At 34.3% G+C, this 14588-nt stretch carries 15 protein-coding genes; 6 read left to right on the top strand and 9 right to left on the bottom strand.

The window, feature by feature from the left end:
- Window positions 1–127: 127 nt before the first annotated feature.
- Window positions 128–2272 carry a DNA topoisomerase III gene (gene topB / locus DET63_RS24590; RefSeq protein ID WP_113938145.1) on the bottom strand — a complete coding sequence of 715 codons (2145 nt, stop codon included), beginning with the start codon at window positions 2270–2272 and terminating at the stop codon, window positions 128–130.
- Between the two features lie 438 nt (window positions 2273–2710).
- Between topB and DET63_RS24580 the strand changes: the two genes are divergently transcribed.
- Complete coding sequence (locus DET63_RS24580) at window positions 2711–3256, top strand: hypothetical protein (protein WP_002141309.1); 546 nt, start codon at window positions 2711–2713, stop codon at window positions 3254–3256.
- A gap of 51 nt (window positions 3257–3307) precedes the next feature.
- Here DET63_RS24580 and DET63_RS24575 read toward each other — a convergent pair whose 3' ends face one another.
- Together DET63_RS24575 and DET63_RS24570 are read right to left on the bottom strand one after the other, a co-directional pair.
- The gene (locus DET63_RS24575; protein WP_113938144.1) at window positions 3308–4960 is read right to left on the bottom strand and encodes a multicopper oxidase family protein; all 1653 of its coding nucleotides are present in this window, start codon (window positions 4958–4960) and stop codon (window positions 3308–3310) included.
- A 118-nt stretch (window positions 4961–5078) separates the two neighbouring features.
- Window positions 5079–6362, bottom strand: coding sequence for an aminopeptidase P family protein (locus DET63_RS24570; protein WP_113938143.1), 1284 nt, complete (start codon window positions 6360–6362; stop codon window positions 5079–5081).
- 220 nt (window positions 6363–6582) lie between these two features.
- Between DET63_RS24570 and DET63_RS24565 the strand changes: the two genes are divergently transcribed.
- The 3 genes from DET63_RS24565 (at window position 6583) to DET63_RS24560 (ending at window position 8460) form a co-directional block, all read left to right on the top strand.
- Entirely contained in the window at window positions 6583–7575 is a 993-nt protein-coding gene (locus DET63_RS24565) for a F510_1955 family glycosylhydrolase (protein WP_113938142.1), read from the top strand.
- A gap of 51 nt (window positions 7576–7626) precedes the next feature.
- Window positions 7627–7800 (top strand): hypothetical protein, encoded by a 174-nt coding sequence (locus DET63_RS30395; protein ID WP_181777956.1) that lies wholly within the window; start codon window positions 7627–7629, stop codon window positions 7798–7800.
- 150 nt (window positions 7801–7950) lie between these two features.
- The gene (locus DET63_RS24560; protein ID WP_235661793.1) at window positions 7951–8460 is read left to right on the top strand and encodes an urease accessory protein UreH domain-containing protein; all 510 of its coding nucleotides are present in this window, start codon (window positions 7951–7953) and stop codon (window positions 8458–8460) included.
- Window positions 8461–8514: 54 nt separating this feature from the next.
- On the opposite strand, the gene DET63_RS24555 is transcribed toward DET63_RS24560, so the two are convergent.
- Window positions 8515–9387 (bottom strand): LysR family transcriptional regulator, encoded by an 873-nt coding sequence (locus DET63_RS24555; protein ID WP_113938140.1) that lies wholly within the window; start codon window positions 9385–9387, stop codon window positions 8515–8517.
- A gap of 142 nt (window positions 9388–9529) precedes the next feature.
- Here DET63_RS24555 and DET63_RS24550 point away from each other — a divergent pair, with 142 nt between their 5' ends.
- Window positions 9530–10237, top strand: a complete 708-nt coding sequence (locus tag DET63_RS24550) for an alpha/beta fold hydrolase (RefSeq protein WP_113938139.1) — start codon at window positions 9530–9532, stop codon at window positions 10235–10237.
- A gap of 71 nt (window positions 10238–10308) precedes the next feature.
- Here DET63_RS24550 and DET63_RS24545 read toward each other — a convergent pair whose 3' ends face one another.
- Window positions 10309–11223, bottom strand: coding sequence for an HPP family protein (locus DET63_RS24545; protein WP_113938138.1), 915 nt, complete (start codon window positions 11221–11223; stop codon window positions 10309–10311).
- 246 nt (window positions 11224–11469) lie between these two features.
- On the opposite strand from DET63_RS24545, the gene DET63_RS24540 reads away from it, so the two are divergent.
- Entirely contained in the window at window positions 11470–11700 is a 231-nt protein-coding gene (locus DET63_RS24540) for a DUF896 domain-containing protein (protein ID WP_061689763.1), read from the top strand.
- A 50-nt stretch (window positions 11701–11750) separates the two neighbouring features.
- Here DET63_RS24540 and DET63_RS24535 read toward each other — a convergent pair whose 3' ends face one another.
- The 4 genes from DET63_RS24535 to DET63_RS24520 form a co-directional block, all read right to left on the bottom strand.
- Window positions 11751–12233: a CcdC family protein gene (locus DET63_RS24535; protein ID WP_113938137.1), complete on the bottom strand. Its 483-nt coding sequence runs from the start codon at window positions 12231–12233 to the stop codon at window positions 11751–11753.
- A 15-nt stretch (window positions 12234–12248) separates the two neighbouring features.
- On the bottom strand, window positions 12249–12644 hold the full coding sequence (locus DET63_RS24530) for a DUF2871 domain-containing protein (protein ID WP_113938136.1): 396 nt from the start codon (window positions 12642–12644) through the stop codon (window positions 12249–12251).
- Window positions 12645–12825: 181 nt separating this feature from the next.
- Window positions 12826–13221: a cytidine deaminase gene (locus DET63_RS24525; protein ID WP_002158324.1), complete on the bottom strand. Its 396-nt coding sequence runs from the start codon at window positions 13219–13221 to the stop codon at window positions 12826–12828.
- Between the two features lie 33 nt (window positions 13222–13254).
- The gene (locus tag DET63_RS24520; RefSeq protein ID WP_002141297.1) at window positions 13255–14556 is read right to left on the bottom strand and encodes a pyrimidine-nucleoside phosphorylase; all 1302 of its coding nucleotides are present in this window, start codon (window positions 14554–14556) and stop codon (window positions 13255–13257) included.
- Window positions 14557–14588 lie beyond the last annotated feature (32 nt).

Raw genomic sequence — 14588 nt, 5'->3', positions numbered from 1 at the left:
AACTCTGTAATTATAAAATAAAAAAGCATGACATAAAATTGTCATGCTTTTTCTTTTATATCTATATTTTTAAACCTAATACAGAACATTTTACTTGGGAAAGAGCTTTTTCATTTGTTAAAATCACTTAATTCTCAAACACAAAATTAATCTTATTATCTTTCCACTCTAACTTCGCATCAAACGTTTTCTCGCCTTTTTTAAAGCCTTTAATTAAATCGGTCTTCTCACCTTTTAATAGTTTCGTCATGTTTTTTTGCGAAATAGCTTTGCTTAAAATCTTCTTCGAGATGGTAAAGTCACATTGTGTTGTATTGTAGTTAGAACAACCGTAAAACGTTGACTTATCAATCACATCGCCATCACACTTTTTGCAGCTACCGACCTTTTTACCTGTTGTAAATTTCGATCCTTTTCGCTCAATCGATTCAACATGTAATCCGGTGAAATCCCATTTCTCCGACATTTCTACCGCGTCTTCAATAATTTTAGCTGATAGCTTTTTCGTTTGCTCCATAAATGTCGCTGGTGAAGCTGTACCTTCTCCAATTTCCGCAAGGCGTTGCTCCCATTTTGCTGTCATTTCTGGTGAAGCCAGTATTTTATCACCGATTGCTGTAATTAATACTTTCCCTTTATCGGTTGCGTACACTTGGTTTTTCTGTACATCTATATATTTACGGTCTTTCAGCATTGTAATAATACCAGCACGAGTGGCCTCAGTACCTAAACCTTCTGTTTTCTTCAATACTTTCTCAAGCTCTTCATTCTCTAAATACTTACCGGCCGTTTTCATTAACGTAATGAGTTGTCCTTCTGTATAACGTTTCGGTGGCTGTGTTTTTCCTTCTTTCACTTTCACCTTTACAACTTTTCCTTGTTCACCTTCAGCTACAATTGGAAGAATCGTTTCGTCATCTTTATCATCTTGGAAAATAACTTTACGCCAACCTTCTTGAATTTGCTGTTTTCCTTTCGAAATGAACGCAGCACGTTCGTCTACAAGAGTTGTAATCGTTGTGTAGTCAAAGATTGCTACTTCATAATGCGCCGCAATAAGTCTTCTTACGATCATATCGTAAATTTTCTTTTCATCACCTGATAGTTTGCTTGGATTTGTCACTTGCTCTGTCGGTATAATTGCGTAGTGATCTGTAACTTTCTTTTCATTCACATAACGCTTATTATTCATAATTGATTCAATTGGTGCTGGCAATAAACCTTTATATTCATCAAACTGACTTAACTTCTGTAAAATATCAGGGAAAGTCGCTGCTTCTCCTTGTGTAACATAGTTAGAATCCGAACGTGGATAAGAGACTATCCCTTTTTGATATAGTGCTTGCGTGATATCTAGCGTCTTTTTCGGTGAAAATTTAAAGGCTTTATTCGCCGTTGCTTGCAGTGCTGATAAATTAAATAAAAACGGTGGCTGAAACTCTTTACGCTCCGTTTTCATTTCTTTTACTACAGCCGGTTTGTTTTGACAAAACGCTGCAATTTTATTTGCCAAATCAGGATCATTTAAGCGGGACTCATTATCTTTCTCCCATTTCCCCTCATACTTCTTTCCTTCTATATTAAAGGTTGCGAAAACTTCCCAAAACGGCTCTGACTTAAAGTTCTCAATTTCTTTCTCACGCTTTACGATGAGTGCTAATGTTGGTGTTTGTACACGACCAGCGGAAAACACATCATTCATTCCTTTTTTCTTTAGCAAAATACTAAAGACACGCGATGCATTCATACCAACGACCCAGTCAGCGCAAGATCTTGTATATGCTTCGTAATACGTATTAATCGTATCTGCTTCATCTAGTAAGTTTTTAAATCCTTGATAAATAGCTTGCTTCGTTAAAGATGAAATCCAAAGACGCTTCATTGGCTTTTGCACGTTGCAAAGATTAATAATATTTCTTACAATCAGTTCCCCTTCACGCCCAGCATCGCCCGCGTGAATAATTTCTGTTACCTGTGGATTATGTAACAGCTGTTTCACAACGTTAAATTGCTTATACTTTGACTTTGTTACCTCAAATTGAAAGCGCTCTGGAATCATCGGCAATGTATTAAGTGACCATTTCTTCCACTCAGCGTGATAATGTTCTGGATTACATAACTGCGTCAAATGACCAATTGCCCATGTACAGTACGCTCCATTTGGAAATAACTCATTTGCTTCTACTTCTAAATACCCATCTTTCCGGCGATATTTAAACTGTGAAACAAGAGCCAAACCTTGATCTGGTTTCTCGGCAATAATTAATTTCATCTTCTAACTCCCTATCTGTATTCCAGTGTTACTTTCATTGTCTATCTGTTTAGAAGCGATGATAAAACAACCATCTTATTTATCATTCGCGGTTTGCCTCACAAATGGGAGACCTATAATATTATACGCCTATTCTTTATGGCTTCACAATAGAAACTCATTATATAACACTTTCTTTCTCATGCTTATAGACAAAAAAGACGCTCAAAAATCGAACATCTTTTCCATTCACTACTACTTGCTTACATATATTCTCTCAAAATAAAAATACAACAATTCTTTATGAAGCATCGTCCACTAAGATAACCATCATTATTTGAAAATTATATTGAACTTACCTTTTTAAAATTGTGCAGATAATTTGCAGATATATATTAGCATAAGTACTCTCCATTTGAACATATGATGAAGTGAATGATAGGACAGGGAGGTATCATGATGTTCGCTTATACGTTAACTGCCTTAACACTTTGTTGTATCTCGATTATTATTACATCATATATTTCTAAACGTAAGGGTACCCTAATGGAGTATATGGTATTTATTATGTCTTTTAGTATGTGTATCGGTTTAAGTATAGGTTTTTATTTAGGGATTCTCTTCAAAGGAGAATTACTATATTCTACTTTGCTTGCTATTTTGATTAGTGGGTTTATCGGTTTTTTAGTCGGTCTACGTTTTCACCTATATACTGCTTTAGAAGGACTGTTCTCTGGATTAATGGCAAGTATGATGGGAGCAATGATTACAGAAATGTTAAACGCTCAACAAGCCCACAGTATACTGTTCATTAGTCTTTTACTTACTATAACAATAACTATGTCATGTATAATTCAACTTTTATCAGAAACCTTTTCTACTTTTATCCAACGGCGTTTTTTATTATTACTTTCAATTAGTGTGGTAATTATCGTTGCCGTGTTCGTGACATTCCCCGATCATACTCCCCCATCTTCATCCGGGCACGATCAACATATGCATTAACACTTGCAACGAAAATGAATAAGCAGCTATCCATCGGATAACTGCTTCATATTATTCTGGCTTATTAGGAATGTTAGGGTTTGGAACATAATCAGATTTGTAATCTGTATATTTCACTTCTGTTACCATCCCGGCTGAAGCATGGTGTAAATCATGACAGTGGAACATCCATTCACCCGGATTGTCTGCTACAAAGGCTACTTCATATTCTTCTCCTGGTTTTAAGTTCAATGTATCTTTCACAATTGGGGAACCTTCTATCGGTTTTCCATCTTTACTTAACACTTGGAAGAAATGACCGTGTAAATGCATCGGGTGATCGTCCATTTTAGAACGATTTACCAATTTTACTTTTACTAAATCACCCTTTTTCACTGGAATTGGGTCAATATCCGGAAATACCTTTCCATTAATTGTATATACCATTTCATTTCCATTCATTTGTGTATTCAAGTCCATATTATATGTGGCAGTATACTGCTGATCTAACGTGAAACCACCTAATTTTTTAGCACCATATTTCGTCATATCTAATTTCGATAATTTTTCTTTTTCATCTGCTTTATCTTTCATCTCTTTGCTGCCATCATATTCAATAACAGCTTTCATTCCTTTGGCACCTTTATTTGCTGAGTGGTCTTCCACATACCATTTCCCAGTATTATTAGCAGTAAATTCAATATCATAACGTTCACCCGGTGCGATTGAAATTACTTGATCCTTTATAACTTTTGGATCGTTTATTGGTTGACCATCTGTCGCAATTACTTTTATATCATGACCGTGAACATGTATATCATGTGATAGATAACCAGCATTAACGAGTCGAAGACGAACTTTATCTCCTTTATTCACTTTTAATGGTTCTACTAAATCCCCACTTTTACCATTGATTGTGAATAAATCATACATACTCATATCATGACCTTCCATCTTCATCTTTCCATGGTCCATTCCTGCCATATTGCCAGAGTCTTTTTTATCACTCTTCATGTCCATACCGGAATGATCCATGCCTTTCATATCATCATTCTTTTTCGTATTTTCATTACCCTTAGATTTATTACCGTCTGCTTTTTCTGTTTTCCCTTTTGTCATTTCTTTTAACTGCTTATTAATTTCTTCTTCATCTGTTACCCATTCATCTAACATTAATGTGTAATCTTTATCATACTTTTCATTTGTATCCTCTACAATAAGAGCACCATACAAGCCTCTATCTAGTTGATTTACAGAATCTTGATGTGAATGATACCAATACGTTCCTGATACGTTCGCTTCAAATTCATAGGTGAAACTTTTTCCTGCTTCAACCGCATCTTGCGTCACACCTGGAATTCCATCCATGTTATTTGGGACAGGATACCCATGCCAATGAATAGATACTGGTGCAGATAATTCATTTTTTAATGTCACTTTAACCTTTTCACCTTTTTTCACTCTAATTTCTGGACCTGGGGATGAGCCATTAAATGTCCAGACTGGAACAATAACACCGTTACTTAGCTTTTGCTTTTCTTCTTTCGCTACTAAAGTAACTTCTGGCCCTTTTACAACTTTCAATGGTTTTGTAGCCGTTTCAGTCTGTGTTGTTTTTTTATCGTCCATATTTTTATGATCATTTGTTGTATTCGTGGTCGCAGAACATGCAGCAATTAAAGATATTACGGAGACTGTAACTGCTGTTAATACAAATCTCTTCAATGAAAATCCCTCCTTTTTCTTTTTCAAGATTATTATAGAAGACAATTTTCAAGAAAATATGGAGGTTTAAAATGGCCCAAATAAAAAGACGCCCAAAATTGAGCGCCTCTTCTAATAATTATTTCGTAACAACTTCATCTTCTTTTACATTCACATTATTTTCACTCATAAACTCTTCAATCTCTTCAACTTCTCTAATGATATCTTTTGACAAGTTTTCATACCCATCTTTTGTTACAAGGATATCATCCTCAATACGAATTCCAATTGATTCTTCTTCAATATAAAGACCAGGTTCGATTGTTATAACCATACCTTCTTCTAACACTCTATCTTTGTATGTTCCTACATCGTGAGTATCTAAACCAAGGAAATGGCTGACGCCATGATAATAGTATTTTGATAACTCTTCATCTTCTTGAATTAAACCAATTGCTTTACACTCTTCTGCCAGTACCTTTTTTGTATGCTCATTTAATGCAGTAAACTTTAATCCTGGCTTAATAAGCTCAGTTGTTTCTTTCAATGCTTTTAACACTATATTATATATTTGTTTTTGGCGACTAGAGAATGTTCCACTAGCTGGGAATGTGTAACTAATATCAGCGTTGTAGTAATCTTTTTGAGCACCTAAATCGAGCAGCACTAAATCACCATTTTGAATTTGTGCATCATTATCTTCATAATGAAGGACTGTAGCATTTTTACCACTCGCCAAAATTGTATTGAATGCATGATGTTTAATTCCAGATGATTTAAGCGTAAAATCAAAATGAGCTTCTAATTCATATTCCATCACATCTGCTTTTGCATGCTTCAGCACGTTATAAATACCCTCTTTAGTTACAGCAATCGCTTCTTTAATGATTTCAATTTCTTCTTCCGTTTTAAACACTCGTAATTCACAAATATGCGGATATACATTACCAATTAAAACGTGTGGATACTGTTCTCTTACATGTTTAGCAAACGCTAACGTTTTCGTCTCAGTACCCTTCCACTCACGACGCTCTAAATCTAAATACAGATGCTTCGCATTTTCTGTGAAAAGTGTATTTACCATTGTCTTCTCAAAGCTTTCTATATATACAACTTTTTTTATGCCTGAAATTTGTTCTGCATCTTCTTTAGAAACTGTTTTACCGTCCCATTTTTCCGTTACTGGATCTGATTTTTCAATGAAAAGAGTTTCTTCCACACTATTTCCAAACTTTTTCAACATGAAAATAACATTTGGCTCATCGATTCCCGTTAAATAGTAAAAATTTCGATTCGGCACAAATTTATAATGTGCATCGGCTGACATATGAGGTGCTTGCCCAGCAAATAAAATAGTAATAGATTCATCCGGTAATGTGTTTACTAATCGTTCTCTATTTTGAGCAAAAAATATTGATTTCATAATAATCCCCCTTGCATTCTATGTATGCTTTTAAAATTAATTATCCAATACAATTCATTCTATTATTGTTATAATTTTTCGTCAATTAATAGTGCTCATATAGAAAATAAAACTTTCATACTAGGCGCTCTTTCACTCGCAATTATGCATACCACTCCACAATTTCTTGACATTTATTCCATATACTTAAAATCTCATATATAGAAAGGAGTCTACAAAAGTGAAACATTATGTAGCAACAGGGTTAGTAATTACTTCTTTATTAATAATTACAGGATGTTCTAGCAATGCTGAAACAGCACCAGCTAAAAAAGAAACGGTGCAATCTCAGCCAAAAAATAAAGAAATAGCAAATACGATCCCGCAAAACTTCTATAAAGAAATTACATCTGGAAAAATCGAGCACATTCATGGAATTGGCTATGCAGGAAATATGCCTGGGATTTCTATCGCCACGCACAGTGGTATAAAAGTTTATCAAGATGGCAAATGGTTTGAAACTACTACACAGTTACACGATTATATGGGCTTTCAGGCAACAAAAAATGGATTTTTTGCTAGCGGGCATCCTGAACCAGGAGCAAACTTAAAAAACCCTTTAGGATTAATGAAAAGTTCTGATGGCGGTAATACCCTTGAAAAGCTAACGTTTTATGGAGAATCTGATTTTCATAACCTTGCTGTCGGATATAATACGGAAGCAATTTATTTATACAATGAGCGTCCAAATTCTAAATTACAACAAGGTTTTTATTTCAGTACGAACAACGGACAAGATTGGAAAAATAGTAAATTAAACGGTCTTTCAAGTACAATCCATTCCTTTTCAGCACATCCAGATCAATCTAGTGTAGTCGCGGTAAGTGCTAAAGACGGTGTATATTTGTCTACAGATTATGGAAATACATTTGAACTATTTTCTAAACCAGTTGAATCGACCGCAGTGACATTAAGTAATGAAGACATTATCTATGCCTCTATTAATAAGCAAGCTGAGCAACTGATTACGAAGAAATCAATTGCTACAAATGAAGAAACAAACTTACAGATTCCATCTTTAGATTCTAAAGATACAATTATGTACATATCACAAAATCCTCAAAATTCAGCTGAAATAGTTTTTGCTACAATGAAAGCAAATGTGTTCCTCTCTACAGATGACGGTAAAACGTGGAAACAGCTTACTAGAAATGGAACATTCCAATTTAATTAGAAAGGTGAATATAACGTGTTTTCTACAATTAGCGAGTGGAGTTATCAACTCATGTCTCCTTTAATGGCTATCGCGAATGCTACGAAATCAATTCCTCTTTTATTTGCGTTTTTATTAGGCATTGTAGGTACCCTTTCTCCTTGCCAATTAACAGGAAACATTAGTGCTATTACACTTTATCCCGCATTAACGGGCAGTAAAACTCCCACCTCAAAATTCGGATAGGACAAAGAAGTTAGGTGGGATATCAACTGCCCGTAAATGCCCGATTGGTGAAGGCTAATAATCAGTGGGGGATGAACAAAACCCCCACTGATTAAAGTTTCACTTTATGGCAATCAATCTTTACAAAAGGGACATGCATGGAAACATATATTGTTATTCATTTTAGGAAAAATAATAGCTTTTACGACACTTGGACTATTAGTATGGTTCTTAGGAAAAGAGATTCAGCAAATATTAACTTTGTATTTCCCATGGTTACGAAAAATAATTGGACCTTTATTAATTTTAATGGGGCTAATGTTGGCAGGTATTATAAAAGGAAGAAGTTTCTTCTCGATCAAATTTATACGAAAACAAACCGAAGTTAGCTCATTTTCACTTGGATTCTTCTTTTCTTTAGCTTTCTGTCCGACTATGTTCGTTCTATTTTTCGGAACGTTAATCCCTTTATCTTTCTCATCTAATTATGGATACTTGTTTCCGACATTCTTTTCGATAGGAACTGCTCTACCTATCGTTGTACTTATGTTCATCATCTCCTACCTTGGATTAAATGGGACTTTACTGAAAAAGAGCCGAAAAATAGGAAAAAACATTCAGCGTATAGCCGGTGTTCTCCTTATATTAATCGGGCTTTATGATACTGTCCTATATTGGTAATACACACAAAAGGTAAGCTTCAGTGAAATGAGCTTACCTTTTGTATCATTTTATTCATTTTTTCTTTTGTTGTAGTTGGCTTAGTAAATTCGTAACAAACGCCAGAAACAGTGAGTCATTTTCTTTTTTAGGTGACCATTGCATAATAAGTTGTCGTGGAATTTTAATTTCTATCGGTTGCACGATGAAGTCATGAATAATTTGTTTATGAAGTCCTGATACTGGAACGATTGTTATCCCTTTAACTTGTAAAGCCAGTGCTAACGCCGAACTAATTGTCTCTGATTCCATCACTTTATTAACTACTATTTCATTTTTCATCAAATATGGTTCAAGTACTTCTTTACAACCAGAGAGCGGCATTATAAAAGGATAATTTTTCAACTCTTTCATTGTAAGACCAGATGGAACTGACTTAGAAGAAACCATAACATACGGATCTTCACCAATTACATCATAATGAAATCCTGGTATTAAATTTTCTTTTATAGAAATAGAAAAATCAGCACTTCCAGAAGACAGCCAATCTAACACTTCTTGATAGCTTCCTTCTCGAACTGCAAGCACATACTGACTTTGATCAAAATTACCTAGTTCGATACACTCCGCCAAACAATATACAGTAACTGAAGGATATGTAGCTAATACAATCTTATACAAGTTATTATTTTTTAATTGTAAAGCTGTTTCTTCAAGGTTTTCATACTCCATTAGAAGTCGATCTACACAAACTAAAAATTCTTTTCCATTTTCAGTTAAAACAGTTCCTCGTCTAGAGCGATCAAATAATGTTATCGCATATCGTTTCTCTAATTTGTTTACGATATGAGTTATAGCCGGCTGTGTCATATGTAACTCCTTAGCTGCTAAACTAATGCTGTTCAAACGAGCCACGTATTTAAAAACTTTAAAATCAAAAACGTTCATTCTGTTCTCCTTATATAAAAGTTATTTATATCATCTATAAATAAGCTTCATTATATTTATCAACCCACTTCATATACACTAATTATACATCATCAATATTACGAAAAAATAAACATATAAACATTAGAGGAGTGTTGATTAAATGAGTACTTACGTTTTAGTACATGGAGCATGGCAAGGTGAATGGGCATGGGATTTAGTAAAACCTCAACTAGAGGCTTTCGGACATACAGTTATTACACTAGACTTACCTGGAAGTGGGAAAGATACAACTCCATCACAAAATATAACATTAGATTCCTATGTTAATGCAGTAACAGCTACTATAGATCAACAAAATGAAAAAGTTATTCTGGTTGGACATAGTATGGGTGGAATTGTGATCACTCAAACCGCTGAGCTTATACCAAATAAAATCGATAAATTAGTTTATCTTTGCGCATTCTTACCACAAAACGGCGAAAGTCTTGGTAGTAAATTAAATGGAGAAACCGGACCACAATTCTCTATAAATGAGAATGACTTGACTGCAGAACTTGTACCAGAGTTGATTGAACAAACATTTTTAAATGCTACAGAAGACGGTTCTATTAAAGGAGCATCTTTTAATCAAATGCGTCCTCAACCACTAGGACCGTTCCAAAAAGAGCTAAAAATATCAGAAGAGAACTTTGGAACTGTAAATCGTATTTATATCGAAACAACTCTAGATAGAGCGATTCCGATTGATTTTCAGCGCCGAATGAATACAGAAACTACTTGCACAAAAATAATTACTTTGGAAGCTGATCATTCACCATTCTTTTCTAAAACAACAGAACTTGTGAATTGCTTAAATGAGTTAAGCTAAATTTCATTTAATGAAAATAGACACCCGTGGGTGTCTATTTATTATGCTAACTAGGGATTGTATTTTCTTCTCTACATTTGCATGCCCTTTTGCTTCATCTCCCACTTCTTATACAGTAGTACTGCGCCAAATAAAAATACCCCTGCAACAAATGAACCTACTGGTAACATCTTTATCATTTCATCAGGAAATACGAGCGGAAGTAATGGGAATGCATACGCTGCTGGAATACGTACTCCAACGATTTTTAATAAAATAAGCATCAATATCATATTTAATAAAGTGACTACAATCCATGAATCAATTGCAAAATACAATAAAGTTCCAACAGTCGCCGATATAGTTAATACTACTATTTGTTTAAATGCCATTTTTTCATTGTACATCGGTTTTTGAAGTGATTCATACACAACGACTAGAATTGGCGGAATAACCGCTAATTGTTCATAACCAGTTATCCAACATAAACTGATCCATACAAAATTTAAAAATAGAAATACAACCATATATTTATATTGGATTTTAACTTTTCTCTCAATACCGTTGTTCAATTTAAAAATAAGAACACCAATCATTAAAATAAATGTCAAAACGAAGACTGAGATAACAAATGACCATTCCGTCGCATTTGTTACTAATGGTAATAAACCTGTCGCAATAGATGGTGCTAAATTGGATTGAATAACACGTAAAAACAACATCATTAATATAAGTGTTAAGCTAACTTTTCCTATATAGGAAATATCCATTTGATTCACTGCAAAACCAATAACAGCTGTTATTGACGGCGCAATAAAGATTTTTTCTGGTTGTCTTAGCCATCCCGGCTCACGATATGCCCATAAAGCTATTGCCATCGCAGCTATTTCCGGCAAAATTACTTCTGGATCATCTAATAGTACACCAGCTGTAACCATCGCTAATATAAATAGAATTGCAATGCTATATGATATGATTGTTTCTTTCCTTGAAATTACTGAATTCATTATTACATACTCCTTTTTGCTTATTACTCTCATAAAGTAAAACAATACCCTATATACCCTACTTAGGTATTGTATATTAACATCTTTTCTATTTCAAGTATTTGTAGTTTTTTCATTCTTTATCACCCCATACACTTACAAAACAAGGAATGTTTATAGGCATTGACACTTATTAAAAGATAGGTTAAAATAACTATATATTAGTAAGTAACTAATGTAATTAAATCTAACTAGAGGTGAAAACAAATGAAAAACATTTTATTCCGTATTAACGAATTATCAAAAAAAGAAAAAGCATCTGGATTAACAGTTGATGAAAAACAAGAACAACAAATGTTGCGTCAAAACTATACAAAAACATTTCGCGGGAGCTTAGATTCCATTTTATTAAACACAAAAATCGTTGATCAAAATGGTCTTAACGTTACACCAGTTGCATTACAAGATGCTCAAATACGTTTAAAATTAAGCAAATGAAATCAAAGCTAAAAAAACAATCGTATAAAACATAAAAAGAGCTGAAATTCCTATATAGAAATTCCAGCTCTTTTTATTGTCTTTTCTAATTTAGTAAACGAGCGATACATCGCAATTCTCCACGATACAATCATCGCAAAAGCGAGTAAGAAAAACATTCCACTTAATTGGGTTAAATCAATCGACTGACTTAAATATGATTTCAATGCTACCCGGACAGCTAATAAACCAACTAAAATAAATATGAACGCTTTTGATGGTTTCATATATATGTCTTCGCCTCTTATTTCGAACTTAGATGTTTTAATAAGAAATATAGAGAAAATAAGTCCTAGGCTAATTGCCTCTACTATTTCTAACGATGTTAACCGAAACTCTGGTAAAAAGTACATCATTGCACCAGTGCTCATAAAAATTGGCGGTAATATAATTTTCTTTTTTGTTACCGGTTTTTTCGCTGACTTAAAGCGAAGAAACATAACTCCAACGGCCATACAAACCGCTACTATACTTGATAAAAGTGCTAAACTCATACTCTCCACTCCTATCTATTTAAAAGATTTTTTGAGCAAAATCATAAACCAAACGAGCCCAACACTTATAATGACATGACCTAATCCAGCCATATGGCTTAAACCATTAAAGTCAGTTCCATTTACTTGTAGAAGACCTCTAAATACCATTGTAGCGATTGTAAAAATAAGTCCTATGTTATAAACAACAAACCACGCACGAAAACTTTTTGTTTCACGGACATTAAATACTTTAAATAGAGCTAAAGCGATCAAAAAGAATACGAAGCCGAGCACTAATACGTGTGTATGCACTAATTGCAACATAGTGGATCCTTTAATTCCTTGTGCTTTCGTATACTCTCTTGCAAATACACCTGATAATAAACCAATAATTAAGTAAATGAATGCTGCATTATATAATTTCTTCATTATATTCCTCCTGCTGTAGAACGACAATTCATATTGTCACTTTCTTTATTCACTGCAATCATTTTACGCAAAGTTTATGAACGGAATATGAACAGAGTATTACATTGTTAGTCTTGCGTTTTATTTTTTGAAAATAAAAAAGACCATTCCCCAACTATTCATTGTGGAATGGCCTTTTAACTTATTTTAAATCTTCAATTGAAAAGGCACCAGGAAGTAACTGCTCTACAGTCACTTCTTTTTCATCGCCTTTTACATTTGTTAGTAAAACTGGCATTTTCGGATTACAAAATTCAGCAATAACTTGTCTACATGCACCACATGGTGAAATAGGTCCGTCAGTTTCTCCTGTAATGACTAAGTAACTAAAGTCGCGCTCACCTTCTGATACTGCTTTAAAGATCGCTGTTCTTTCTGCACAGTTACATAAACCGTAAGAAGCGTTTTCTATATTACAACCAGTATAGATTTTACCTTCTTTCGTAACTAATGCTGCACCAACAGGAAATTTAGAATACGGAATATATGCTTTTGACAACATCTTATTTGCTTCTTCGATATATTTTTTCTTATCCATATTATTTCCTCCTCAAAGTAAATGTAATTATGATTAGTCAGTAATAACTGTATGAACTAATTTAGGAGCCACTGCTGTTTCAGCGATAGAAATGTTTTCATAAATTTTAGCTTTTACATCTTCTACATTTTCGCGATTTGCATAAATCGTTACGAACGGCTCGCCTTCTTTTACTGCATCGCCAACTTTTTTACGTAACATTAATCCTACCGCTAAATCGATTTCATCTTCTTTTGTTGCACGGCCAGCACCTAATAACATAGCTGCGATACCGATTTCATCTGCAACAATGTTTGAAATCACACCTGAAGTTTTTGCAGGTACATCAATTACATACTTCGCCTGTGGCATTTTTTCTGGATTATCTACAATTGAGCTGTCTCCGCCTTGGTTGCTTAAGAACTCTTTAAACTTCTCAGTTGCTTTTCCGTTTTCCATCACTTCAATTAGCATTTCACGAGCTTCTTCTAATGTATTTGCTTTTTTCGCAAGTACGACCATTTGGCTTCCTAATACAAGTACTAATTCTGTTAAATCTTCTGGACCTTCGCCTTTTAAAGTATCAATTGCTTCCTTCACTTCTAGAGCGTTACCAATAGCAAAACCAAGAGGTTGTGACATATCTGAAATTACCGCCATCGTTTGACGTCCAACATTATTTCCGATACGTACCATTGCATGAGCTAATTCTTTTGCATCTTCTTCGGTTTTCATAAATGCACCAGCACCTGTTTTTACATCAAGTACGATTGCATCAGCACCAGCTGCAATTTTTTTACTCATAATTGAACTTGCAATTAGAGGAATTGAATTTACTGTTCCTGTTACATCACGTAATGCATAAATCTTTTTATCAGCAGGTGTTAAGTTTCCTGTTTGTCCGATAACAGCCACTTTGTCACGGTTTACAATATCAATGAACTGTTCTTTCGTAATTTCAACGTGGAATCCTTCTACCGCTTCTAATTTATCAATTGTCCCGCCCGTATGTCCTAAACCACGACCAGACATTTTTGCTACTGGTACATCTAAAGCAGCGACTAATGGTCCTAATACTAATGTTGTTGTATCACCAACACCGCCAGTTGAATGCTTATCTACTTTAATGCCTTCAATTGCTGATAAGTCGATTGTTTCTCCAGACTCAACCATTGCCATCGTTAAATCTGCACGTTCACGATCCGTCATATCTTTAAAGAAAATTGCCATTGCAAGTGCACTCGCTTGATAGTCAGGAATACTTCCGTCTGTATAACCGTTAATAAAGAAATTAATTTCTTCAGTTGTTAATTCTTTTCCATCACGTTTTTTCGCAATAATATCTACCATTCTCATTGTAATCACCATTCCTTTTTATATTATATGAA

Origin of the sequence: Bacillus sp. DB-2 (assembly GCF_003315125.1) — a bacterium.
GTDB classification, from domain to species: Bacteria; Bacillota; Bacilli; order Bacillales; family Bacillaceae_G; genus Bacillus_A; species Bacillus_A mycoides.
The sequence above is the reverse complement of the archived record's forward strand: the minus strand, read 5'-3'. Positions and strand labels throughout refer to the sequence as shown.